The organism is Pseudoalteromonas sp. 23_GOM-1509m (assembly GCF_000518425.1).
GTDB lineage: Bacteria > Pseudomonadota > Gammaproteobacteria > Enterobacterales > Alteromonadaceae > Pseudoalteromonas > Pseudoalteromonas tetraodonis.
Genome location: NZ_KI912433.1, coordinates 226,765 through 249,973, shown reverse-complemented (window position 1 = coordinate 249,973; position 23,209 = coordinate 226,765). Strand labels below are relative to the sequence as shown.

The 23,209-nt window shown below is 40.2% G+C and carries 24 protein-coding genes and 1 tRNA gene; 16 read left to right on the top strand and 9 right to left on the bottom strand.

Annotated elements, in window-relative coordinates; translation table 11 throughout:
* Nucleotides 1-13 precede the first annotated feature (13 nt).
* From N523_RS0114505 to N523_RS0114490, 4 genes are read left to right on the top strand one after another with little or no spacing between them, the layout of a single operon-like run.
* Nucleotides 14-853 (top strand): MipA/OmpV family protein, encoded by an 840-nt coding sequence (locus N523_RS0114505; RefSeq protein WP_051440330.1) that lies wholly within the window; start codon nucleotides 14-16, stop codon nucleotides 851-853.
* A gap of 13 nt (nucleotides 854-866) precedes the next feature.
* Nucleotides 867-1,232 (top strand): DUF3019 domain-containing protein, encoded by a 366-nt coding sequence (locus N523_RS0114500; RefSeq protein ID WP_028834008.1) that lies wholly within the window; start codon nucleotides 867-869, stop codon nucleotides 1,230-1,232.
* Between the two features lie 14 nt (nucleotides 1,233-1,246).
* Nucleotides 1,247-1,939, top strand: coding sequence for a response regulator (locus N523_RS0114495; RefSeq protein WP_013465514.1), 693 nt, complete (start codon nucleotides 1,247-1,249; stop codon nucleotides 1,937-1,939).
* Nucleotides 1,940-1,965: 26 nt separating this feature from the next.
* The gene (locus N523_RS0114490) at nucleotides 1,966-3,198 is read left to right on the top strand and encodes an ATP-binding protein (RefSeq protein ID WP_028834009.1); all 1,233 of its coding nucleotides are present in this window, start codon (nucleotides 1,966-1,968) and stop codon (nucleotides 3,196-3,198) included.
* A 110-nt stretch (nucleotides 3,199-3,308) separates the two neighbouring features.
* Here the strand turns inward: N523_RS0114490 and N523_RS0114485 are convergent, their stop codons facing one another.
* Nucleotides 3,309-3,530 carry a DUF3820 family protein gene (locus tag N523_RS0114485; protein ID WP_010387988.1) on the bottom strand — a complete coding sequence of 74 codons (222 nt, stop codon included), beginning with the start codon at nucleotides 3,528-3,530 and terminating at the stop codon, nucleotides 3,309-3,311.
* A gap of 288 nt (nucleotides 3,531-3,818) precedes the next feature.
* A complete protein-coding gene (locus N523_RS0114480; RefSeq protein ID WP_024602056.1) occupies nucleotides 3,819-5,390 on the bottom strand; it encodes a cation:proton antiporter family protein in 1,572 nt (523 codons plus the stop codon).
* A gap of 309 nt (nucleotides 5,391-5,699) precedes the next feature.
* Here N523_RS0114480 and N523_RS0114475 point away from each other — a divergent pair, with 309 nt between their 5' ends.
* A complete protein-coding gene (locus N523_RS0114475; protein WP_013465509.1) occupies nucleotides 5,700-6,443 on the top strand; it encodes a sporulation protein in 744 nt (247 codons plus the stop codon).
* Nucleotides 6,444-6,495: 52 nt separating this feature from the next.
* The gene (locus N523_RS0114470) at nucleotides 6,496-6,939 is read left to right on the top strand and encodes a GNAT family N-acetyltransferase (protein WP_028834010.1); all 444 of its coding nucleotides are present in this window, start codon (nucleotides 6,496-6,498) and stop codon (nucleotides 6,937-6,939) included.
* A gap of 54 nt (nucleotides 6,940-6,993) precedes the next feature.
* On the opposite strand, the gene N523_RS0114465 is transcribed toward N523_RS0114470, so the two are convergent.
* The 6 genes from N523_RS0114465 to N523_RS0114440 all read right to left on the bottom strand — a co-directional run bounded on the left by N523_RS0114465 (nucleotide 6,994) and on the right by N523_RS0114440 (nucleotide 12,827).
* Nucleotides 6,994-8,349, bottom strand: coding sequence for a sodium-dependent transporter (locus N523_RS0114465; protein WP_024602058.1), 1,356 nt, complete (start codon nucleotides 8,347-8,349; stop codon nucleotides 6,994-6,996).
* Between the two features lie 204 nt (nucleotides 8,350-8,553).
* Entirely contained in the window at nucleotides 8,554-9,843 is a 1,290-nt protein-coding gene (locus N523_RS0114460) for a HAMP domain-containing sensor histidine kinase (RefSeq protein ID WP_028834011.1), read from the bottom strand.
* Between the two features lie 86 nt (nucleotides 9,844-9,929).
* Entirely contained in the window at nucleotides 9,930-10,634 is a 705-nt protein-coding gene (locus N523_RS0114455; RefSeq protein WP_028834012.1) for a response regulator transcription factor, read from the bottom strand.
* 57 nt (nucleotides 10,635-10,691) lie between these two features.
* Complete coding sequence (locus tag N523_RS0114450; RefSeq protein ID WP_016899250.1) at nucleotides 10,692-11,078, bottom strand: DUF3019 domain-containing protein; 387 nt, start codon at nucleotides 11,076-11,078, stop codon at nucleotides 10,692-10,694.
* A complete protein-coding gene (locus N523_RS0114445) occupies nucleotides 11,068-11,925 on the bottom strand; it encodes a MipA/OmpV family protein (protein WP_013465503.1) in 858 nt (285 codons plus the stop codon). Before N523_RS0114445 ends, N523_RS0114450 begins: the two co-directional genes overlap by 11 nt.
* A 92-nt stretch (nucleotides 11,926-12,017) precedes the next feature.
* A complete protein-coding gene (locus N523_RS0114440) occupies nucleotides 12,018-12,827 on the bottom strand; it encodes a hypothetical protein (RefSeq protein ID WP_028834013.1) in 810 nt (269 codons plus the stop codon).
* Nucleotides 12,828-12,942: 115 nt separating this feature from the next.
* Between N523_RS0114440 and N523_RS0114435 the strand changes: the two genes are divergently transcribed.
* Together N523_RS0114435 and N523_RS0114430 are read left to right on the top strand one after the other, a co-directional pair.
* A complete protein-coding gene (locus N523_RS0114435; RefSeq protein ID WP_024602063.1) occupies nucleotides 12,943-14,094 on the top strand; it encodes a serine hydrolase domain-containing protein in 1,152 nt (383 codons plus the stop codon).
* Nucleotides 14,094-14,582 (top strand): SixA phosphatase family protein, encoded by a 489-nt coding sequence (locus tag N523_RS0114430; protein ID WP_028834014.1) that lies wholly within the window; start codon nucleotides 14,094-14,096, stop codon nucleotides 14,580-14,582. The genes N523_RS0114435 and N523_RS0114430 overlap by 1 nt, the downstream gene beginning before the upstream one ends.
* Before the next feature lie 58 nt (nucleotides 14,583-14,640).
* On the opposite strand, the gene yhbY is transcribed toward N523_RS0114430, so the two are convergent.
* Complete coding sequence (gene yhbY / locus N523_RS0114425) at nucleotides 14,641-14,937, bottom strand: ribosome assembly RNA-binding protein YhbY (RefSeq protein ID WP_008112687.1); 297 nt, start codon at nucleotides 14,935-14,937, stop codon at nucleotides 14,641-14,643.
* 88 nt (nucleotides 14,938-15,025) lie between these two features.
* Here yhbY and rlmE point away from each other — a divergent pair, with 88 nt between their 5' ends.
* The 8 genes from rlmE (at nucleotide 15,026) to N523_RS0114385 (ending at nucleotide 23,172) form a co-directional block, all read left to right on the top strand.
* Entirely contained in the window at nucleotides 15,026-15,655 is a 630-nt protein-coding gene (rlmE, locus tag N523_RS0114420) for a 23S rRNA (uridine(2552)-2'-O)-methyltransferase RlmE (RefSeq protein WP_013465499.1), read from the top strand.
* Between the two features lie 66 nt (nucleotides 15,656-15,721).
* Nucleotides 15,722-17,665, top strand: a complete 1,944-nt coding sequence (gene ftsH, locus N523_RS0114415; RefSeq protein WP_033104106.1) for an ATP-dependent zinc metalloprotease FtsH — start codon at nucleotides 15,722-15,724, stop codon at nucleotides 17,663-17,665.
* 95 nt (nucleotides 17,666-17,760) lie between these two features.
* Nucleotides 17,761-18,606, top strand: coding sequence for a dihydropteroate synthase (gene folP / locus N523_RS0114410; protein WP_013465497.1), 846 nt, complete (start codon nucleotides 17,761-17,763; stop codon nucleotides 18,604-18,606).
* The gene (gene glmM, locus N523_RS0114405) at nucleotides 18,607-19,956 is read left to right on the top strand and encodes a phosphoglucosamine mutase (RefSeq protein ID WP_013465496.1); all 1,350 of its coding nucleotides are present in this window, start codon (nucleotides 18,607-18,609) and stop codon (nucleotides 19,954-19,956) included.
* A 72-nt stretch (nucleotides 19,957-20,028) separates the two neighbouring features.
* A complete protein-coding gene (gene tpiA / locus N523_RS0114400; protein WP_028834015.1) occupies nucleotides 20,029-20,778 on the top strand; it encodes a triose-phosphate isomerase in 750 nt (249 codons plus the stop codon).
* A gap of 1 nt (nucleotide 20,779) precedes the next feature.
* On the top strand, nucleotides 20,780-21,133 hold the full coding sequence (gene secG / locus N523_RS0114395) for a preprotein translocase subunit SecG (RefSeq protein ID WP_013465494.1): 354 nt from the start codon (nucleotides 20,780-20,782) through the stop codon (nucleotides 21,131-21,133).
* A gap of 78 nt (nucleotides 21,134-21,211) precedes the next feature.
* Nucleotides 21,212-21,296 (top strand) — tRNA-Leu (locus N523_RS0114390).
* A 250-nt stretch (nucleotides 21,297-21,546) separates the two neighbouring features.
* Nucleotides 21,547-23,172, top strand: coding sequence for a methyl-accepting chemotaxis protein (locus N523_RS0114385; protein WP_028834016.1), 1,626 nt, complete (start codon nucleotides 21,547-21,549; stop codon nucleotides 23,170-23,172).
* The last annotated feature ends 37 nt before the right edge of the window (nucleotides 23,173-23,209 follow it).

Sequence of the window (23,209 nt, the reverse complement as noted above, 5' to 3'; positions counted from 1 at the left end):
AGCGATTAACTTCATGCGGTTCCATCTGAGAATAAACACATGCCTGTTATTAGTGCTATTAAGCACTAATGCGATTGCTCAGAAGCAGCAACATATATCCACTGATGAGCTTAACCTTAGTGTGAGTGTTGGTGTTGGGGTGATCACAAATCCTCTGTATGGTGCAGATAACATCCCCTTAGTTGTTATTCCGCAAGTGGCCTATTATGGTCAAAATTGGTTTTTTGATAATGGCCGCCTTGGTTATTCTTTTTTACAAAGCAAACAACATAACGTTAGTTTTGTGTCAGAAATTAACCCTGAGTCACGTTTTTTTATTGATTGGCATCCACAAAATATTTTCGCCTTTAAAACAACGTCTGAAAACGAGATATTAGAATCGCTACACACTGATTCACCGCGTGAAGTAAATATAAATAATATACAAAAAAGACGAGTCGCACTTGATGCTGGTATAAGCTATTTTTTTGTAAAGCAGCAGCAAGTATTTTCTGCGCAATTATTGCATGATGTAAACAGCGTTTATAATGGCTACAGGGGATCGTTGCAATGGCAATATCACCATGAGTTTAAGCAATTAACGTTAAAGTCGACGTTAGGCGTTAATTACAAATCAGCCCAACTAAATAACTATTTTTATGGTTTAAATAGCGCTGAATCTATTTACGGTGAAATAGAAGTTGGTAGTAGTTGGCAACCTTATGCTAAAATCGACGCCCGTTGGCCTGTAGATGGAGTCAACGCGCTTCGTTTTCATTTAGCCTATTATGATTATTCAGCAATGGATAGCAGCCCGCTTTTTGAACATGACTATTCAATGACCGCCTTTATAGGATTCGAACATACATTTTAATATGAAGTGTTTTATGTTGGTTGTGCTTGCAGCTTCATTTTTTAGCAACGCTAGCGTTGCAAAAGCCTCTTCACTTAACGTATCACCCAAAGTCTGTGTGGTTTCCGAACAACAAGAATTTTGTGATCTTGAGTTAAAATTTAAGTGGCAACTGTCAGCCGCTAGCGATGTATGTTTATACCAACAAGATACACAATTACAATGCTGGCAAGGTGTCAAAAAAGGCCAACTTAGTTATAAAGCGCGTGTTCAGGTGGAGACCATATACTCCCTGATTAATCCCCATACAGGTGTATCGTTAGCGAGTGTGCAAATAGAAGTGCAAACCGCATACGCTAAGAAAAAACATCGGCTACGCTCACCTTGGAGCTTTTTTTAATTTAGGAGCAGTAAATGCCAAAGATATTACTTGTTGAAGATGATTTAGGGTTGCAACAATTAACCAAAGACTATCTTGAGCATAATGGCTTAGAAGTTGACGTTTTAGAACGCGGTGACGAAGTGTTCCCTTATCTTAGTGAAAACCACGTCGACTTGATCATTTTAGATGTAATGTTGCCAGGAAAAGATGGCTTTAGCGTATGTCGACAAGTACGTGACAAATACACTCTCCCTATCTTAATGCTGACAGCAAAGGGTGAAGACTTCGATCAAGTCATAGGCTTAGAACTCGGGGCTGACGACTACGTTATAAAACCGGCAGAGCCGCGTGTACTTCTTGCTCGAATTAGTGCATTGCTTCGCCGTGGACAGCCAAGTGTTAAAGCGATTGAAGAACTTCAATTTGGTGACTTATCAATAGATAAAACCAGCCGCATTGTAAAGCTAAGCGGTGTTGAAATTGTCCTAACTTCTCATGAATTCGAATTGCTGTGGTTATTGGCTTCAAATGCTGGTGAAGTGCTCAGTCGAGAGCATGTCCATCAACATATGATAGGGCGTGAGTACGACGGGTTAGACCGCACGGTGGATGTTCGTGTATCACGCATTCGTAAAAAGCTCGGTGATAACAGTGATAAACCCTATCGAATTAAAACGGTATGGGGGCAAGGCTATCTATTTGTATCAGATGCGTGGGATATGTAATAAATGCAAGGTGTTAGGCTAGGTTAATGGGAAAGCTATTTATAAGCCTTTACGTGTATATTATTGCCTCCTTGTTTATTGTTAGTGGCGTTATAGAGCAGTTTTGGCCCTATGATGAATCTCAGCAAAGTGTATTGTTAGATGACGAATTCGGGCAGTCTTTATGGCTGCTTTCACAAACTCCAGATGGGCTTGAGCAGCTTAAACATAATTTTGATAGCCAAGTCATTGCCCAGCAAGATCTAGTGCTCCCACCTGAACAGCAAGCACAACTATTTCAAAACCATTACCTTTATTTATATGATAAACAGCAGCGTATCGTTTGGTATGTAACGCTAAATAATTCACAATTGCTACAAGTAGGCCCTGTGGGTGTTAAACACAGCAGCTCAGGGACTGTGTTACCGTATTTACTGGTGTTGTTTATTATAAGTTTACCAATAGGTTTGTGGAGCTTTTTGTTGTGGCGAGACTTTGCAAAGCTGAGTCATGCATGCGAGGCAGTGGGTGGCTCGCAAGACTTTCAATTAAGCCATGGCTCAAAGTCATTCTTCTTACCCATCACCGATACATTGCAAGTAATGCAGCAACGTATTGAGTTTTTACTTAGTGCTCAGCAAGAGCTCACTTCTTCTGTATCTCATGAATTTAGAACGCCATTAGCGCGGTTGAAGTTTGCTATTGCAATACTCGAGGATAAAACTCACGATACCAAAGCACAGCAGTATTTATCTGACATGCAAATGGATATTCATGAACTGGAGTCCTTGGTATCTGAAATGTTGGAATACGCCCGTTTAGATACACAGCAACCTAGTCTACAATTAGCCCCTTGCGATATCGTTGCATTAATTAAAACTAATATTGAAAAAGTAAACTTTGATACCCGTATTAAACTAACAACAACGCTCCCCACTCAATTTATTTACTTATGCGATAGTCATTTTATGTCGCGGGTGCTGCAAAACTTAATCAGTAATGCACTTAAACATGCCTCGAAAAGTGTACATATTAGTTTAAGTACTGCCGATGAAAAGTTACTGCTAGTGGTTGAAGATGATGGCCCTGGTATTGCCTTCTCTGAGCGCGAAAAAGTATTTAAGCCGTTTACACGCTTAGATAAAAGTCGTGATAAAAAAACCGGTGGGTTTGGGTTAGGGCTGGCGATAGTGAGTAAAATTGTGTCATGGCATAAAGGGCAGTGCACGATTGAAGACTCTACACTGGGTGGGGTTAAGTTTATTATTAGCTTAGACTAGTAAATTCCACACAATAAAAAAGCGCCGTAAAGGCGCTTTTTTGCGGTTTAAAACCAAAAAATCAACAAGTAGCAAATAGATAGACAGGCCACTTATAGAAAAGTTCTATTTTATTTACTATTTTTTTCTAGTAATGGCATCAACATTTGCTCTAAACCATTAAGCTTCACTTCGTACATCATTGCAAGTTGAGAGCCGAGCTTGCTATCAGGAAAGCCTTGCTGTTTAAACCACACTAAATAAGGCTCAGGCAGCAAAAGTAAGGGGCGTCCCGCATATTTACCAAACGGCATAATGGTATTAATGGCGACTTTAAGTTGTTGAGGATCCATTATTGACATCTTTTATGAGTAGAGGTGTTAAGTGTAAGGGATAATAAAGAAATAAAATAGGCTGTAACGGGCAAGTAACAGCCTATTGATAGAGGGAGTAGGCCCTCTAATTTGAGAATCTTATTGGTTAATTAAAAGCAAGGGGTCCAGTTGTGTATATTTTTATTTAAATACACACTTAGGTATTAGCTTTACTAAACCAACACAGACATTTTACCTTATTTTTAAACCAATAAAATACGCAGATGTAAAGGAATGTAAATGCAATCCATTTGCATCTAAACCCTATTAAGGAAACAGGGTTTGCTTTACATGCTCTGCAAAACCGCTACCTGCTTCTAAGTAAAAGTTGTAAGTAGAGTCTATTCCCATTTCTTCTAATTCTTTTTGCTGATCGGGGTAGTTGGCAATCGCCGTTACTTGTCCTTTATAACCCGATGCTTGTAATTGCTCTAAGGCAAAAATATTTTGCATGTGCTTAGGCATAGCTAGCATTACCATTTCAACGTGGGAGTGGTTAACACGTTGCCAAAAATCAGGATCGGTGGCATCGGCAATTAATACTCGGCGACCTCGCTTTACATGCTTATCAACTACCTCAGGCTTAATATCAATACCTGCAACAACATCCGGATGAGTTGCGTTTATTGTTTCATAGGCACCTGTGCCAATCCTACCCATACCAAAAATAACAATTTTTGTGTCATTTAAGTTTACTGGGAGCTCTTCAGCTAAGCGGGTTTTGCTTTCAAACTTTAATAAAAAGCGTTCAATTTTAACGTATAGCTCGTTAGAGCGTTTATTTAAAGGAGAAGCAATTACAAAGGTGATCGACACCGCAATCGCAATAACAGCAAGCCACTCAGAGGTAACCATGCCGGTAGATGCGGCAACTGCACACACAATCAAACCAAATTCGCTAAAGTTAGCTAGGCTAAATGCTGTTAACAAAGAGGTACGCGCTCGAAGTTTAAATAGGTTGGTTAGTATGTAATAAAGCAGGGTTTTAATTGGAATAATTAATACCAACACTAAAGCGACGACTAAGGAGTGGGCAGTAAGCTCTGCACTTAAACCAATGCTTAGGAAAAAGCCAACTAGCAATATATCTTTTAGGCTAAGCAATGACTTAGACAATTCACCGGCTTTTTTGTGTGGTGCGAACATCATACCTACTATCAAAGCACCTAAATCACCTTTGAGACCTGCAAATTCAAAGGCGTTATAACCTGCTACTAAGGCAAAGAAAAACCCAAATAGCGGCAGTAACTCACCATGTTTAGAGCGGTTTAACACCCAGTACATAACAGGGCGAAATAAAGGTAAGGCAATAATTAACCCTAAGGCCCAAATATTCGGCAACTTACCGGTACTGACCGCTAAAAATATAACCGCAAATATATCCTGCATAACTAAAATACCAATGGCTATTTTACCGTGCAGGCTTGCCATTTCACCGCGCTCTTCAAGGACTTTTACCGCAAATACGGTGCTTGAAAAGCTCAGAGCAAAACCAACTAACAGCGCACTTTGCCAACTTAAATCGACGAATAATGGCAGTGCAAAAACACCCAGTAGTAGCATAAAGCCACTAAATAAAGCGCTGCTTAGAATAATATGTAAGGTGGCCGGAGCCCAGACTTGAGGTTTTATTAAATTTGAAATTTTAAGCTTGAGGCCAATACTAAAAAGTAGCAGTGTAACCCCTAAAGATGCAATTGTTTCCAGCAATTCCGTGCTTTTATAACCCGCTAAATTAAGAATAAATCCAGCCATAAGAAAGCCGATAAGTGGCGGCAATTTTAGCTGGTATATACCAAAACCGCAGACGAAGGCGGTAGCAAAATAAATTAGTTCCATAGTTATTAATACCACTTTTTTAGGCACTGTAGTGTAGCGAAAAACAATGCTTATTGACAATTAATCTACTTATTTAACGCAGTTAGTTACGTGATAGTGAGTATTTATCAAATGATTGCTACTGTCAGTTTATGCAGAGGTAAAGTAGCTTCAATGTATAAAAAATGCACATATATGGCTGGTTTTATGGTAAACAGCATGTAAATAGCAGTTTTTCGCTGACAAGAGCTTTTAAATGTGGTTAAGATGCCATAACGAAGGAGTTTAAGCGTAAGCAAACATTAGAGTTGCTTAGCTTAAGGAGAAAATATGTTTAAAAAGATTTTAGCATCGGTAGGCATTGGTGCCGCCAAAGTAGATACTATTTTAGAGACCGAGCATCTTCAGCCGGGGCAATTATTTAACGCGCAAATTGTAATTACTGCAGGTGATGTGAGCCAAGAAATTACCGGTTTAGACTTAATGTTAGTTACCCGTGTCAAAGTGGCGAGTGAAGACGGTGATTATTTCACTAATCATGTGATTGACCAGTGGCGCATTACCGATATTGGTATTATTGAGCCCGGTGAAGTAAGAACTATTCCGTTTGAAGCCCGTTTACACTCTGAAACGCCTATAACTGAAATTAATGCAGGTTATAATCAATCTTATGTATGGTTAGAAACAGGCCTTGATATTGACCTTGCGCTTGATCCAACAGATAAAGACCATTTACACATTTATCCTAATGAAGCGGTTAAAACATGCATGCAAGCGATGGAAAAGCTTGGTTTTAGTTTAGTTAAAGCCGATGTAGAACAAGGCCATTTACGTGCCCCTACTTTTCAATCTGTATCAGGATGTTATCAAGAGCTTGAGTATCAGCCTAATAGCCGCAGTTTGTTTGGCATAAAAGAAATTGAGTTGTCGTTTATTCCTGAAGCGCATAAAACCCATGTATTGATTGAATTAGACAGGGCATTTAGAAGTGATGGCTATGTTGATTTAACCATAGAGCATGACCATGTTAATTTATCGCAGTTATGTGATCAGTTAGAGCGATTATTTGCTTAATCGCTTTAGGGGCTTACTTTAGGTAAGCCCCTGCAATAAAAAAGGTATTTAAATGGCGTTTAAATGTGAGCCATTCTCTGCGCTCGACTCCCAAACCCTGTTTTCAATCATGCGTGTACGTGTCGACGTATTCGTTGTGGAACAAGCATGTCCTTACCCCGAACTTGATGATCACGATATCGCAGACTCTACACGTCATGTCTATTTACTTGATGGGCTATCGGTGAATGCCTATGCCCGTTGTTATGAAAAAGATGCTCAGTACAGTGCGATAGGGCGTGTATTGGTTGCTCAATCACAGCGAAGTTCTGGATTAGGCAAACAGTTAGTCAATGAAGCAATAGCATGCTGTAAGGCGCAATGGCCGACTCGCGATATTTATATTGGCGCACAAACCTACCTACTGAATTTTTATCGCTCATTCGGTTTTGAATGTGTTGGTGATGAATATATAGAAGATGGCATACCCCATCAGGATATGATTTTAAAGCAGTAATATTGCTCCACTAAAAAGGCCCACTGATGTGGGCCTTTTTTATGCATCTTTTAACTAGCTTAGTAGGGAATGTAAGAATACTAAGCTAATGGCAATAGGGCATACAAACTTAGTATACCAAGGCCATATCTTCCAAAATAACGTATTATGCACCTCAGGGTTACCTTGTTGAATCGCTTTTAGTAGTGACGATCTGTACCAGATCCAACCTACAAATATACAGCACATAAGCCCTAATAAAGGTTGTGCAACTTTGGTTGTTAGGGTGATCACTAAGCCAAATAAAGTGCCTAGGTTACACACAATGGTAATGCTCACTATGGCAATTAAAGCGCCTATTAACCACGTTGCTTGAACACGTTTCATCGCAAAGCGCTCTACCGTGTACGACACTGGCGCTTCTAGCATGGAAATAGATGAAGTTAGTGCGGCAATACTCATCAATGCAAAAAAAGCAAAGCCAACAAATAAACCTACACCACCCATGCCATCAAATAAGGCAGGCAATACCTGAAATACGAGAGTATCTTCAGAGAGAAGTTTACCTGTAGTTGCAGAGAATATTTCAACACCTTGCGCTTGTGCCACATACATAGCAGGGATGATCAATAAACCCGCTACAAACGCTATAAACACATCAATTAAGGTTACATACGCGCCAAGGGAAACAAGGTTTTCTTTTTTACTGATATATGAGCCATATATAATCATCACACTGGTGCCCAGTGACAATGAAAAGAAAGCTTGGCCTAAGGCACTCACTAACAATGTAGGGTCAAAAATAGAAGAAAAGTCAGGGACTAAGTAAGCTTTTAACCCCTCAACAGCGCCTTCTTGAGTCATCACGTAGGCAATTAGGGCAAACAAAATACCGAGCAGAGCGGGCATTAAGCGTTTAGACCATTTTTCGATGCCGTTTTCTACACCGCGGCTGATAATAGCAACAGTTAAAATAATAAATAAAACAGTGAAAAGAATATTACGAGTAAGCGATTGCTCACTTAACCATAAAGAGGCGGCATCAGCGCCGACCAATGTGGTTACCGGTTCTAAAGTGGCACTTAACATCCAACCGGCAACAATGGCATAAAAACTTAAAATAAATCCAGCACATAAAATACCACCAAAACCGACAGCAAAGGCAAATTGCTTTTGCCATGGTCGCGTGGTTAATTTAGTTAATGAAGAGACCGCATTAGCTTGCCCATGGCGACCTATCATCAGTTCTGCCATTAAAGCGGGGTAGGCTAAAAAGAAAGCCAGTACTAAATACGCGACTAAAAATGCAGCGCCCCCATTACTTGCTGTTTGAGTCGGAAAACCCCAAATATTACCCAAGCCAACAGCTGATCCTGCCGCAGCCATTATAAAACCAAAGCGGGAGCTAAACTCACCTCTTACTGCACTCATATTATTCTGCTTCTCTATTTTTTCGACGCCGTGACAATCTACTGGAATTGTAATTAAATAAAAAGTGCTTATTTGTCTCTGTTGCACAATTATTGCGTTTTATTTAGCTGTATAAATAACACGTGCGTATTTTGATTATAAATAGCACAATTTTTTTAATTATATTTCGTTTATCAGCTGTATTGAGCATCTTTGCATTGTTGATTAATGTTCAAACTGAGCGATGGTTAATGTGAAACAGGCGCCTGAGAGTCGTTCACTTTTACTCACTTTTACGGTGCCATGATGCCAATCGGCAACTTTGGCGACGATTGCTAACCCCAAGCCATAACTATTATCACTGCGATTACGGTGGCTGCGTTCACGAAAAAATGGGCTAAATACTTTATGATTATTTTCTTGAGCAATGCCTGGTCCGTCGTCTGCGATGTTCACCACCAGAAAACGTTCTTGTACTGAAGCGGTTACTTGAATGCTGTGATTTGCAAAGTCGCAGGCATTATTAATTAAGTTGGTGATTGCTCTTGCCAGCCAATGTAAGTCAGCATAAACGGTATGATCATCACATTCTAAAGAAATATTAAGCGAGCGAGAGGTTATTCTAGGCTCAAGTTGCAATACAATATCACTTAGGTATTGTTTAAGGTTTGCTGATGAGTAAGTAAGCTTATTCGCATTTTGCTCTAAAGTAGCAAACGTTAAATAGCTTTTTAGCATTGACTCCATATGGTCTAAGTCGGTTTCCATGCGAGTTAAATAATGCTTTATTTTACTCTCGTCATGACTATCAAGAGCGGCGTCGACACCAAAGCGTAAGCAAGCAATTGGAGTTCTAATATCATGCGATAAGCTGGAGGCCATTAGCTTGTTTTCAGCAACTAGCTTTTCAATTTGACTCGCCATACGGTTAAAGGTCAGTTCCACATCTTTTATATAGGTAAATCGAGAGGGGGTAATACGCGCTTTAACATTACCAGATGCAAATTGCTTTGCTGCTTCGTTTAACACCGTAAGGCGCTTTGCTAAAGGGGTAATAATAAAACCCATAAAAACACATAAGCCAGTGTAAAATAATAGCGTTAAAATAATATCGTTTCGTTGTGTGGCCTCATAGGGTTTATCTAAACGCATGGTTAAATGATAAGGACTTAACTCATCATTTGTGTAGAGCATATAAAAGCCTTGCTCGTCTTCGAGTATTAATCCGCCTTGGGTTTGCATTTTATCTAATAGCGCTAAGGGCAGTGCCAGCGACTGATTTAATTTGTAGTTAAGTATAAGGTCAAAGTCAGCGGCGAGCTTTGTTACTTGTTGTGGGCGAGCATCGGGTTTTAGTGTCGTGAGCTGTTTACTTAACCCGACAATAATCTGGCTTTGAACGCTAAACTCATCCAAAGGCGCATGCGCTTGTTGGCTAAATGCATCAATAAGCCAACCTAAAACAATAATTGAAAGCAGCGCACTGCCTAGTAGTGAAATATAAAACTTTTTCATTGATGCTATTCCATAATAGGCTGGGTGTATTGAAGTGACTTTTATTACTATCGCGCTAATTATTTTAAGCACTCAGGCATTAAAACTTACCACGCTGTAGTCACAAACAAATAACCACGTCCCCAAATGGTTTTAATTTTTTCTGGTTTTTGTGGGTCATCATTAAACTTTTTACGCAAGGCAGAAATAAGCACATCAACGCTTCTATCTAGGCCATCATATTCCCTGCCTTTGGTTGCTTTAAACACCGCATCGCGGGAAACAACTTGTCCAGCATTACTGGCTAAGTAATGCAGTAATAAATACTCTGCGCTTGAAATGTTCACATCCTGTTGGTTAAGGGTAACGTTGCGTGACTCGGTATTAATACTTAATTGACCGATATTGATCATATTTGCTTGATCATCGGTTTTAGGCGTGTCGCTACTGTAGCGCAAGGCAGATTTAATGCGTGCAAGCAATGCGCGAGGGCGTACTGGTTTTATTATATAATCGGTAGCACCGACTTCTAGCCCAATGACTTCATCCATTTCTTCATCGCGGGCAGTAAGCATTATAATTGGGGCATGATAAAAGCTACGTAGCTCACGACATACACTAATACCATCAAGCCCTGGCAGCATAATATCGAGTAAAATAAGTTGTGGGTTTAAACGTTTTACTTGGCTTATTACCTCATCACCTCGATGACATACGTGTACAACATAGCCTTGCTCTGTTAAATACTCAGTGACCCATTGTGCAAGAGAAATATCATCTTCAACCAGTAAAATAGTACCGTAATTATCCATAAGCTTTCTTCGCATACCTAAATGATGTTTAGCTATCATAATGTTTATAGTGTGTGACTAAAATAACCGCCAACGCCGCTTTTTTTGCCTATTTTGATACACCCATTGTAATTTTACTTCTGTGACGGCAATGACTTGTGATGTATTACTGTCAAATAGTTCAAACGAAATACTTTGCGTTGAGTCAAAGGCATAATTAAACGAACCTTGTCGCTGTTTAAGCCAGCACTGCATAATGTACTTTGAGGTGGCATCGCGTAGACAATAATTCCCCACTTCTACTTGCTGCCATGACAAAACAACATCGGCGTAACAGTGACGTCCTTCACGTAAGGCCACACAGGTATCAGGTACTGCACTCAATTGAGCGGGTATTTGCACTGGGGCTGCCAGCAAAGAGCCTGAATAACTAAACAATAAACAGTAAAAAAATCTAAAGTACATAACGCACGCCTACCTTGGCTTTGTGTTGATATCCTTGGGAAATAATTGGGCTGTCATCAATTTCTTTTGAAAACCACGTCGTTAACCAGCCTGCTAAAAAGACCCAATCTTGGTTAATGGGATATTCAGCATGAAATTCAAACATAATACTGGTACTGGCATTGGTTTGATAAATAGGGCGAGTTGCGTTTGCTTCATCGCTATCAATACCAAAATAATAGTTTGTAAAATCTGCAGAGTAGGCACTTAGGCCAATACCAGAGCGAAACTCCCAATTACGCCAAGGCTGAATATGACTAAAAAATACGTTTGCCACCCAGCCATTATGAGCACCAGATATGTCATGTAAGTATTCAAGGGAAATTTGTGAGTTTTCAAATCGACGTGTTAATCGAAGGCCAGTATCAAAATCATAGTTACGTTTTTTGATACCGCGCAGTGGCTCAATAATGCCATCGTTATAAATACCTAAGCCTTGTTCGTCAAACCCGGCTTGCGAATTAGTACCTAATAAATCAAGGCCCCAATCGTATTTGTTAATTAAGCTATAGCCTAAAACAAGTCCACCGCTGAGTTGATTATGATCAAAATCAAGGTAAAAATTATCGTAAGAAACCGCAAGGCTTAAATCTAACTCGGCGCCAACATCATAAGAATTCATCCCCACCAAATAAGAATCTTCTATGTAATAACCAGCTCCTGCACTCCAGTCCCAGGCAAACCCTGTAGTGGGTTCCAATGTGTTATCGGCATAGTAACGATTGCTTGCTGTGCTCTGGCCACTAAAAATGAGCGCAAACAATAAGGCTGTACAACGGAAAAAATGTCTTTGTGGGAAATGCTTCATCCTTGGAACCTAAATTAGAGTTTGCTTAAAAGGGTAGTATATTGTCAAACTCTTGGCTAAATCTGTAAAAAAATGTAGCGGTCGTCCTGCAACTACTGAACTTTAATTTTATCGATAAGTATACTGCTTAAGTAAAATTGCATCATGGGAGTTAACGCGCTGATCTCAGTACGTGTACATGGCCCATTTAATTTAGTTAAACGACTCAGTTTAGTGATAGTTTTATAAGCAGGCGCCGTTACTTCATTTTTAAGTTCAGCACGCTTAAGCCGAGCCTGTTCGGTGTTATGTTTATGAATAAACGCAACAACCTCTAACTCGTTAGTGATCTTCTTTTCTTCAGTAAAGCTATAGATTAGGGGCTCACGGTGAAAGCTTGCACTATCTATTGATGATTTGGCAAACCACACTACATCTCCCGATGCTTTGTGTGTAAGGCGCATACTAACTTGTGCCAGTATATTTGCGCATTGTTGAGAAGGGAATTGCTGTGCTACTTTTGAAAACAATGAATAAGGTTTTTCTGGCTGCGCTAGGATGTACTTAGCATCATCTATAAACTCAAGGTCAACTTGATGAATAGCTAACGTGTAATCACTGTTATCGGTTGTGGTAACTTTTAGTTGTTTATCGTTAAGTGCTTGGCTAATTTGAGATACTAATGTGTCAGTGACACTTGCACGGTCTACGATTACTCTGACAGTCTGATTTTTTTTAATGTTATGTGCAGGTAATTGCACCGATTTTACTTTCGGTGAAGCATGCTCGGTTTCATATTTAAGTTGGTAAGTTTGACTCTTAAGCAAAGGTTTTGCAGGCATTGCTAAAGGTTCTGCAGGCTGCTTAACTATGGCACAACCTGAAGCTAATACAATAAAAAGTGATACAACTAAAAAACGCATAAATATTTTACATCCACTCAAAAGCCATTAATCGAACATATTGTACGTTAGTCCGAGCAAAAGTTCATGATATTATAGAGGCTGATTATGACTAAAAAAGAAAAATTAGCTAAGAATGAAGTATTTTAACTCCTTACCCTTTTATTTTTTTGCTTTATGTATTTTAGGGACGCATTTACAGGCAAGCGCAAGCACAGATCCTGACTGGGAAGCTTTTGTTAAAAATTATGGACGCTACGTAGAAAAAAAACTAAAAGTAAAAAAGATTCCGGGCGGAGCGCTTTCCATCGTCAACGCACAAGCGCGTGACTATATTCATACTATGGGGCATACCAAAGTTCGCAGTGGGCAAAAAATTAATCCACACACTCGGTTTCGTTTGGCCTCAGTATCTAAAACGTTTGCAGGGTCGTTAGCGGCAAAACTTGCAAATGAAGAACAACTTAATTTGTATTTTCCTGTTAGTCATTACATTCCTGAATTTAAACAAACCGACTACAAAGATGATTTAAAGGTTTTTCATATTTTAAGCCATTCTAGTGGGCTAGTACCGAATGCATACGATAATTTAATCGAATCGCGAATGGGGTATAGCGATATTGTAGAAAAGCTATTAAGTGTAAAACCCATATGCGAACCCGGTGACTGTTATGGCTATCAAAATGTCATGTTTAGTTTAATTGATGACGTGATTTTAAAAAGCACCAACAAAACTTATACTCAGTGGCTCAATGACGCATTTTTTATCCCTCTAAAAATGAACGATGCAAGCTTAGGCTACGATGCCATGGTGCAAGATAGTAACTACGCACACCCTCATGTGCGTGGGAAAAAGCGTTGGTACAGTGCCCGTTTGAAAAAGAATTATTATAAAGTCGCTCCGGCGGCTGGGGTAAACGCCAGTGCGTCAGATATGGCTATTTGGTTAAATGCGCAATTAGGGCAATATCCATCGGTATTATCCTTAGAAGCATTGGCCACGCAAACGCGTCCTTATACACATACTAAAAAAGAACGCTACAGACGAGTATGGCGAGAGCACATGAACGAAGCCTACTATGGGCTAGGCTGGCGTGTGTATGATTATGATGATGAAACGCTTTATTACCACAGTGGTTGGGTGCAAGGTTATCGCAGTGATTTGGTTGTGTTTCCACACTTAAATGTTGGCTTTAGCTTAATTTTAAATGCAGAAACTGGACTCATAAATGAGCTTACAACTGAGTTTATAAATCGTCTATTAGCATATAAACGAGAGAAGCAATAATGAACGCCCACATAAAAACATTGTTAATAGCATTATTATTTATTTGCCAACCCGCCTTTTCTGCCCCTGAACAGGTTTACTTGTTTCGACATAGCGAAAAACAAACAGGGGAAAATCCATTTCTAACTGCCCAAGGCCAAGCGCGTGCTGAGCACTTGGTTTCGTTAGTTAACACCTATCCAAACATAACGTTATTCAGCAGTAACTATAACCGTACCCTAAACACGGCAGCGCCATTAGCCGCGTATTATAATATTAAAGTTATTACCTATGATGCTGCTGATCTAATGACATTGAAAAAACAATTATTAGCACAAAATGGCGTTGTGGTAGTAATAGGGCATAGTAATACCACACCGCAGTTGGCTTCATTATTGAGTAACCAAGCTATTGAAAGTATGGATGAGAGTCAGTACGGGCATTATTATTTAGTGGGTAAACTAGAAAATAATAGTTATGAAGTTAAAACGCTGACAATGGGTTTTTAAGCAGGCATAAAAAAACCAGCAATGGCTGGTTTTTTTGTTTTACCTTTAAATGGCCTTATTAGCCACGAGGTAATTGAATTTTTTTCTCAGGGCTTTGACGATAAAGCACAATCGTATGACCGATAGTCTGTAATTTAGTAGCCCCTGTTTCGCGAACAATAGCATCAAAAATAAGCTTTTTGGTTTCACGATCGTCTGTTGGCACCTTCACTTTAATTAATTCGTGAATTTCTAGTGCGCTTTGGATTTCAACTACTACGCCTTCGGTTAAACCGTTAGAACCTAGTAAAACTACAGGCTTAAGGCTATGCGCCTGACCTTTTAAAAACTGCTTTTGTTTGTTTGATAATGTCATGATATTACAAATTTTGCTGAATATGGCTTGAATTAAGGGTATTCTAACGCCATCTAGAGAATATTACTAATTAGTTGCGTGTTAATTTATGACAAATAAAAAACAGTCAGCCAGTTCACAACGTTGGCTTAAAGAACATTTTGATGATAAATATGTTCAAGAAGCGCAAAAAAAAGGCTGGCGCTCTCGAGCTGTTTTCAAATTAGACGAAATCCAAAACAAAGATAAGTTATTGCGCCCAGCGATGACCGTTGTTGATTTAGGCGCAGCCCCAGGGAGTTGGTCACAATACTTAGCTGAAAAAGTGGGTGACAAAGGCCAAGTGGTTGCGTGTGATATTTTACCTATGGACTCTTTAGCGGGCGTTGACTTTTTACAAGGCGATTTTCGTGAAGAAGCGGTACTTGATGCATTGTTAAAACGCATTGATGGTAAAAATGTAGATGTGGTATTGTCTGATATGGCACCTAACATGAGTGGCAATAACTCGGTTGATCAGGCAGGCAGCATGTACTTGGTTGAGCTTGCACTTGATATGTGCAACCAAGTTTTAAAGAAAAATGGCGCGTTTATTGTTAAAGTATTCCAAGGTGAAGGCTTTGATCAATATTTGCAAGATGTACGTAATAGTTTTAAAGCAGTGAAGATACGTAAACCGGATGCCTCGCGTCCCCGTTCTCGGGAAGTATATATAGTAGCGACTGGATACAAACTGTAGTACAGTTGCTTGGCGTTTAGTTGAATTTAAATTAATTGGATACAAGAGGTTAACCCCTTGAGCGATATGGCGAAAAATCTAATACTCTGGCTGGTTATTGCAGTAGTGCTTATGTCAGTATTTCAGAGCTTTAATGGCGGCGATCAAGTTGATCGTCAAACAAGTTACAGTCAATTTGTAAAAGACGCCCGTAGCGGCTCTATACAAGAAGTGTCCATTGAAAGTGGTAGTGGCACAATTACTGGCATAAAAAATAGTGGCGAGCGTTTTCAAACCATTATGCCTATTTATGACAAAGACATTTTAAATGATTTGTTAAAAAGCGATGTGAACGTTAAAGGTGTTAAACCTGAAGAGCAATCGTTTTTAGCAAGCATTTTTATTTCTTGGTTCCCTATGATCCTGCTTATTGGTGTGTGGATTTTCTTCATGCGTCAGATGCAAGGTGGCGGTGGCAAAGGCGCCATGTCATTTGGTAAAAGTAAAGCCCGCTTAATGAGTGAAGATCAAGTCAAAACGACCTTTGCTGATGTAGCTGGTTGTGATGAAGCCAAAGACGATGTAACCGAGCTGGTGGACTTTTTACGTGACCCTTCTAAGTTTCAAAAATTAGGCGGTAGTATTCCTAAAGGCGTACTTATGGTCGGTCCTCCAGGTACAGGTAAAACATTACTTGCTAAGGCTGTTGCTGGTGAAGCAAAAGTACCGTTCTTTACTATTTCGGGTTCTGACTTTGTTGAAATGTTTGTAGGTGTAGGTGCATCACGTGTACGTGACATGTTCGAACAAGCTAAAAAAGCAGCTCCTTGTATTATCTTTATCGATGAAATTGATGCGGTAGGGCGTAAACGTGGCGCTGGTATGGGGGGCGGCCATGATGAACGTGAGCAAACTCTAAACCAAATGCTTGTTGAAATGGACGGCTTTGAAGGTAATGAAGGTATTATCGTTATTGCTGCGACAAACCGTCCTGACGTACTAGACCCTGCGTTACTTCGTCCTGGTCGTTTTGACCGTCAAGTAGTGGTCGGTTTGCCTGATATTCGCGGTCGTGAACAAATTCTCAAAGTACATATGCGTAAAGTGCCATTAGGCGATAACGTTGAAGCGGCCGTGATTGCACGTGGTACACCAGGATTCTCGGGTGCTGATCTCGCTAACCTTGTAAATGAAGCGGCTTTGTATGCTGCACGTGGCAATAAACGTGTTGTTAGTATGGCTGAATTCGACGCTGCGAAAGATAAAATCATGATGGGCGCTGAGCGCAAGACCATGGTTATGAGTGAGCAAGAGAAAGAAATGACAGCTTACCATGAAGCTGGCCACGCAATTGTAGGTCGTATGGTGCCAGAGCACGACCCGGTTTATAAAGTATCTATTATCCCACGTGGCCGAGCGCTAGGTGTGACTATGTATTTACCAGAACAAGATCGTGTTAGTCACTCTAAAGAGCTTTTAGAATCAATGATTTCAAGCCTTTACGGTGGTCGTATTGCTGAGGCAATCATTTATGGTGAAGACAAAGTAACCACGGGTGCAAGCAACGACATTGAACGTGCCACTGATATTGCGCGCAAGATGGTGACTCAGTGGGGCTTAAGCGAAAAATTAGGTCCATTACTTTATGCTGAAGATCAAAGTGAGATGTACATGGGTGGCGGCGGTGGTCGCTCTATGAGCATGTCTGATGAGACGGCGAAAGTAATTGATGCAGAAGTACGTTTATTCTCAGACCGCAACTATCAACGTGCAGAATCAATATTGAAAGAAAACATTGATATTCTGCATGCAATGAAAGATGCATTAATGAAGTATGAAACCATTGATGCGAAGCAAATTGATGATTTAATGGCTCGTCAGCCTGTACGTGAACCACGTGATGCGCATGATCGTCATGAAGCTAAACCAGAAAAAGAAGATGTTTCTAAAGACAAACCAGTTGATGAAGTACAAAAACCAGCTGATGAATCTAAAAAAGATGAAACAAACCTTGATGATAAAGCTGAATAATCGTTAAAATAACGTATCCAAAAGCCCCGAAGTTCGGGGCTTTTTTGTATCAGTTTGATGTTAATAACCAAAATTATCACATATTAAGGTTAGCGATGAATAATAAAATTAACCTTGCGCGCGGCCGAACGCTTGATTTTGCAGAGCCTGTGATTATGGGGATCGTGAACGTTACCCCTGATTCATTTTCTGATGGCGGTCAGTTCTTAAATACAACTGCCGCGCTGAGTCATGCGATGCAATTACTTGATGATGGTGCGACCATTTTAGATATCGGTGGCGAGTCAACACGCCCAGGCGCACCTGATGTTAGCCTTGAAGATGAGCTAAAGCGTGTTATTCCTATTATTAAAGCTATTCGTGAGCAAAGTGACTGCGTTATTTCAATCGATACCAGTAAAGCTGAGGTGATGCGCCAAGCGATTGAAGCCGGTGCTGATATTGTCAACGATGTACGGGCATTGCAAGAACCCGGCGCAATCGATGTGGTTGCACAGTTTCCTGAGGTAGCAGTGTGTTTAATGCATATGCAAGGGCAACCTCGTAGTATGCAACACGCTCCTCACTATAATGACTTAGCGGGTGAGATAAACGATTTTTTTAGCCAGCGAATAGCCGCATGTGAAGCTGCTGGCATTAAACAAAGCCAGTTAATTTTAGATCCTGGTTTTGGTTTTGGAAAAACACTAAAGCATAATTATCAAATATTGGCTCAATTTAACGATTATGCAAAATTGGGACTTCCTTTGCTCGCGGGATTATCGCGTAAGTCAATGATTGGTAAATTATTAAATAGAGACACAGACGATAGATTGGCAGGCAGTTTAGCTGGAGCACTGATCGCCGCACAAAACGGTGCACACATTATTCGTGTGCATGATGTAAAAGAAACCGCAGATGTGCTTGGCGTATATCAAGCCTGCAAACAAGGAGTACTTTAAATGAAAGAAAGAAAATATTTTGGCACGGACGGTGTGCGTGGTTTAGTAGGTCAAGGTCCTATTAACCCAGAGTTTGCGATGAAATTGGGTTGGGCCGCAGGGCGTGTACTCTCACTTCATGGCACTAAAAAAGTCATTATAGGTAAAGACACTCGTATTTCAGGTTATATGCTTGAGACTGCCCTAGAGGCTGGATTAATTGCAGCAGGTATTGATGTTATTCTTTTAGGGCCGATGCCAACGCCTGCAGTTGCTTATTTAGCGCAAACGTTTCGCGCTGAAGCGGGGATAGTGATTAGCGCATCTCATAATCCTTATTACGATAACGGCATTAAGTTTTTCAATGGCCAAGGTTTAAAGTTAGATGATGAGGTAGAGCTACAAATTGAAGCGATGCTTGACGAGCCTATGACCTGTGTTGCTTCTGACAAGTTAGGTAAAGCAACACGTTTATCTAGCGCTGATGGCCGTTATATTGAATTTTGTAAAAGCCAGTTTCCACAAGGATTGTCCCTGGAAGGAATTAAAATTGTTTTAGATTGTGCTAATGGTGCTACATACCATATTGCTCCTTCTGTAATGCGAGAGCTTGGTGCAGAGGTGATCACCCATGCATGTGAGCCAAACGGTGTAAACATTAACCATGAATGTGGCGCAACCCATGTTGATACATTAAAGCGTAAAGTACTAGAGCATAAAGCGGATGTCGGTATCGCCTATGATGGCGACGGCGACCGTGTGATGATGGTTGATCATAATGGCCGCGTATTCGACGGTGATGATTTGGTTTATATTATTGCTTGCCAAGCTGCACAAGATGACAATTTAGGCGGTGGTGTTGTTGGCACGGTTATGTCGAATATGGGACTTGAAAATGCGTTAAAAGCAAAAAACATTGCTTTTGCTCGCAGTAAAGTCGGTGATCGTTATGTGATGGAACTGCTGCAGCAAAAAGGCTGGAAAATTGGCGGTGAAAGCTCAGGCCATGTGTTGAATCTAGATTTAATCAGCACGGGTGATGGCATCATCTCAAGCTTACAAGTGCTTGCTGCTATGGTAGCACAAAATCGTACACTTCAAGACTTAGGAGCCGGTTTTACTAAGTACCCAATGAAAATGATTAACGTACGTTACACTGCCGGTACTGATCCGACCCAAGCACCCGAAGTGCTCGCTGCAGTTGCTGAAGTAGAGCAAAGCTTAGCAGATAAAGGGCGCGTATTACTGCGTAAATCAGGCACTGAGCCTGTAGTACGAGTAATGGTTGAAGCTGAGCAAGAAAAAATAGTAATAGATAGTGCACAGAAAATAGCAGCGGTTGTCGAATCTATGAGCAAACAAACTGATTGATAACAATAACCTCTTGTAACTTTGGGCGAGTCGAGTTAATATCTCGCCCGCTTTCTAATGTGGAGTGGAAAAATGGCAGCACGCAAAGCGATGGTCGCAGGCAACTGGAAAATGAATGGTTCATTAGAACTCGTTCAACAACTGTCTGATGCTATTAACGATGTTAAATCTTCTGAAGTAAACATTGTTTTATTTCCTCCGTTTCCTCTAGTCCCAGCAATGGTTGCAAGTGGTGTAACAACAGGCACGCAAACAGTGTCTGAAAATACCCCAGGTGCATTTACTGGTGAAGTAGATGCCGAGCTAATTAAGCAGCTCGGTGCGAAATATGTACTGGTTGGTCACTCTGAACGACGCAGCATATACAAAGAAAGCAATGATACCGTTGCTGCAAAATTTGCTCGCGCGCAACAAGTAGGTCTAACGCCTATTTTATGTGTTGGCGAAAGCGAAACAGAGCAAGAAAGCGGTCAAACAGAACAAGTAGTTGCTGCTCAGATTGACGCGGTAATTAATAAATTAGGTGTAGCAGCACTAAAAGAATCTGTGATAGCATATGAGCCCGTTTGGGCTATAGGCACAGGTAAGACTGCATCGCCTGAACAGGCACAAAGTGTTCACAAATTTATCCGTGACAAAATTGCTGCACTAGATAGCGATTTAGCACAAGGGCTAACCATCTTATATGGTGGTAGCGTTAATGAAAAAAATAGCGAATTATTATTTGCGCAAACAGATATAGACGGCGGCCTAATTGGAGGCGCAAGTTTAAAAGCAGAATCATTTACTGCTATCTGCAATAGTGCAAAAGGGACCGTATAAGATGTACGAAATTTTATTAGTAGTGTATTTAATTGTAGCTTTAGCGCTTGTTGGTATGGTTTTGATCCAACAAGGTAAAGGTGCGGACATGGGGTCATCATTTGGTGCCGGCGCATCGTCTACAGTTTTCGGTTCTTCTGGGGCTGGGAATTTCATGACGAAAACGACAACGGTATTAGCTACAATCTTTTTTGTGCTTAGTATTGTGTTAGGTAACCTAACTGCCGGTCAAATTAAAAAGACTGACGAATGGGAAAACCTAGAAGCGGCTCCAGCTGTTGAAACAGTGACTCCAGTTGAAGAAGATGTGCCAGTCACATCAACTAAAGAGCAAAGCTCTGACGTACCAAATTAATTTAGTTTTAAATCGTTAAGTTGTTTATTTCCCTCAAATAAACATGCAGACTTAGCACTAAGCAATAGCTTAAAAAATGCGGATGTGGTGGAATTGGTAGACACGCTACCTTGAGGGGGTAGTGCTTTCGGGCGTGGGGGTTCAAGTCCCCCCATCCGCACCAAATACAAAAACCAGTAACAGCAATGTTACTGGTTTTTTTGTGCCTAAAATTTAAAATATTAAACAACTCTTTTAGGATTAATGTTGATCATTGAGTAGAACACTCTATATTTCAATTGTTAGTGTTTACAAAAGAATATTACGGTATATTTAAATTTATGTATAAAAAGCGTCTAAAGTTAAAAATAAAGTTAACATTTATGCATCTTAAGCCGATAATAACTATAGATAATTAAACGGAGTAAATGAATATGGCTTCAGGTTTCTCTTTTAAAAACCTCAGCATTACTAAAAAAATACATGCAATTACATCTATAGCGATCATCGCATTCTTAGTAATCGTTTTGGTTAACTACTTTGCCATGAACGAAAATCGCATATCACTCAATGAAATGGAGAAATCGTCTTATAAAGTAGCCAAATTAACCTTGGCTAACGTAAGTATTTTAGAAAAATTAGATGAATTATACACTCAGGCTGTAACCTTTGGTGAGCAAGACTTAGTAACAAAGGCGAGTGAAACCTATGCGCAGTTGGTTACTAATCTTGGTGCGATTGAGGCAATTAATACCTCTTATATTGATAATGATACAAAAACACGACTAGCTAATTACGAAAAAATATCTGCAACTATTGCCAATGGTATGGTTAATGGCACGGCAGATTTCAGTAAAATTCAACAACAAGCTCAGCTTAAAACAAGCCTATATGAAGCCGTATTAACCAGCTTTAAAAACGCACAACAAAAAGCAGATGCTCGCTTTTTCGAACTGGTGGCCAATACAAAAGCACGTTCTGATGATGCACTTAATCTGATGTTAGTTGTTGCTGTTGTATCGCTAACCCTTTTGTTACTAATGGCCATTTGGATTGCGCGTAATATCGGTTCATCAGCCAGTGATGCCGCTAATAATTTAAGCCTTTTGGCAAGTGGTAAAGGGTCGTTAAGTACCAAGCTTGCTGTTAACTCAGAGGATGAAATAGGACAGGTATCTATAAACTTTAATGCTTTTATTAGCCTGCTTAGAGAAACCGTTTTAGAAGTCATCGCGGTATGTGAACCGTTAATGGAAAATTCAACCCGTCTTGTACAAGGGATGGAGCGAGCGGAGAGAGCGACCACCAAACAAACCACCGATGCAGATGTTGTTAAACAGTCGATGGAAGAAATGAAGCAAAGCGTGGGTGATATTTCACAATCAGCTGCAAGCGCATCTAATGCCGTGCAAACCGCAGAAAAAGAAGTAGATCAAAGCCGAATACAAGTAAAAATGTCTGTAAATGCGTCGCGAACGCTAAGTGATGAAATTAATATAGCGGCCAGCACCATTAATAAGTTAGCTGATGACACTAAAAATGTATCGCAAATATTAAATGTAATTACATCCATTGCCGAGCAAACAAACTTATTAGCCCTAAATGCCGCAATAGAAGCTGCACGCGCGGGTGAACATGGCCGAGGCTTTGCCGTGGTTGCAGATGAAGTCCGTGAGCTTGCCTCTCGTACGGCGCAGTCAACTAATGAAATACGTGAATTGTTAAGTACATTAAGTGTGGCAGCTAATGAATCTGTAAGCGCGATGACCTCTGCAAGAGATATGGCAACCGATAATGCTAGTGCAGCAGAGCAAACCGGTGTTTCGATTGAAAAAATTGCAGAGCAAATACTAGAAATTAATGGCATGAACTCGCAAATTGCAGCTGCAACAGAAGAGCAAACCTCTGTTGCTGCAATGGTTGTAGACAACGTATCTAATATGCATGTTTCATTTGAAGATACTATGAGCTCACTAAAAGCAGTAAGAGATGTGGCTAAAAACTTACATTACCTTTCAGATAACTTATTAGATGCAACTGCTAAGTTTAAAATTGAGTAGTTGCTAAAGCACATTACTTTAACGTTTTATGATTTTG

Bases quoted from the DNA above. Each gene is read 5' to 3' on its own strand.
- N523_RS0114455 (WP_028834012.1), bottom strand. From the start codon at position 10,634: ATGGATAATTACGGTACTATTTTACTGGTTGAAGATGATATTTCTCTT.
- N523_RS0114495 (WP_013465514.1), top strand. From the start codon at position 1,247: ATGCCAAAGATATTACTTGTTGAAGATGATTTAGGGTTGCAACAATTA.
- N523_RS0114480 (WP_024602056.1), bottom strand. From the start codon at position 5,390: ATGGAACTAATTTATTTTGCTACCGCCTTCGTCTGCGGTTTTGGTATA.
- ftsH (WP_033104106.1), top strand. From the start codon at position 15,722: ATGGCGAAAAATCTAATACTCTGGCTGGTTATTGCAGTAGTGCTTATG.
- N523_RS0114445 (WP_013465503.1), bottom strand. From the start codon at position 11,925: ATGAAGCATTTCCCACAAAGACATTTTTTCCGTTGTACAGCCTTATTG.
- N523_RS0114470 (WP_028834010.1), top strand. From the start codon at position 6,496: ATGGCGTTTAAATGTGAGCCATTCTCTGCGCTCGACTCCCAAACCCTG.
- N523_RS0114430 (WP_028834014.1), top strand. From the start codon at position 14,094: ATGAACGCCCACATAAAAACATTGTTAATAGCATTATTATTTATTTGC.
- N523_RS0114385 (WP_028834016.1), top strand. From the start codon at position 21,547: ATGGCTTCAGGTTTCTCTTTTAAAAACCTCAGCATTACTAAAAAAATA.
- folP (WP_013465497.1), top strand. From the start codon at position 17,761: ATGAATAATAAAATTAACCTTGCGCGCGGCCGAACGCTTGATTTTGCA.
- tpiA (WP_028834015.1), top strand. From the start codon at position 20,029: ATGGCAGCACGCAAAGCGATGGTCGCAGGCAACTGGAAAATGAATGGT.
- N523_RS0114500 (WP_028834008.1), top strand. From the start codon at position 867: ATGTTGGTTGTGCTTGCAGCTTCATTTTTTAGCAACGCTAGCGTTGCA.
- rlmE (WP_013465499.1), top strand. From the start codon at position 15,026: ATGACAAATAAAAAACAGTCAGCCAGTTCACAACGTTGGCTTAAAGAA.
- N523_RS0114460 (WP_028834011.1), bottom strand. From the start codon at position 9,843: ATGAAAAAGTTTTATATTTCACTACTAGGCAGTGCGCTGCTTTCAATT.
- N523_RS0114505 (WP_051440330.1), top strand. From the start codon at position 14: ATGCGGTTCCATCTGAGAATAAACACATGCCTGTTATTAGTGCTATTA.
- N523_RS0114450 (WP_016899250.1), bottom strand. From the start codon at position 11,078: ATGTACTTTAGATTTTTTTACTGTTTATTGTTTAGTTATTCAGGCTCT.
- N523_RS0114440 (WP_028834013.1), bottom strand. From the start codon at position 12,827: ATGCGTTTTTTAGTTGTATCACTTTTTATTGTATTAGCTTCAGGTTGT.
- N523_RS0114490 (WP_028834009.1), top strand. From the start codon at position 1,966: ATGGGAAAGCTATTTATAAGCCTTTACGTGTATATTATTGCCTCCTTG.
- N523_RS0114485 (WP_010387988.1), bottom strand. From the start codon at position 3,530: ATGGATCCTCAACAACTTAAAGTCGCCATTAATACCATTATGCCGTTT.
- N523_RS0114435 (WP_024602063.1), top strand. From the start codon at position 12,943: ATGAAGTATTTTAACTCCTTACCCTTTTATTTTTTTGCTTTATGTATT.
- secG (WP_013465494.1), top strand. From the start codon at position 20,780: ATGTACGAAATTTTATTAGTAGTGTATTTAATTGTAGCTTTAGCGCTT.
- N523_RS0114475 (WP_013465509.1), top strand. From the start codon at position 5,700: ATGTTTAAAAAGATTTTAGCATCGGTAGGCATTGGTGCCGCCAAAGTA.
- N523_RS0114465 (WP_024602058.1), bottom strand. From the start codon at position 8,349: ATGAGTGCAGTAAGAGGTGAGTTTAGCTCCCGCTTTGGTTTTATAATG.
- glmM (WP_013465496.1), top strand. From the start codon at position 18,607: ATGAAAGAAAGAAAATATTTTGGCACGGACGGTGTGCGTGGTTTAGTA.
- yhbY (WP_008112687.1), bottom strand. From the start codon at position 14,937: ATGACATTATCAAACAAACAAAAGCAGTTTTTAAAAGGTCAGGCGCAT.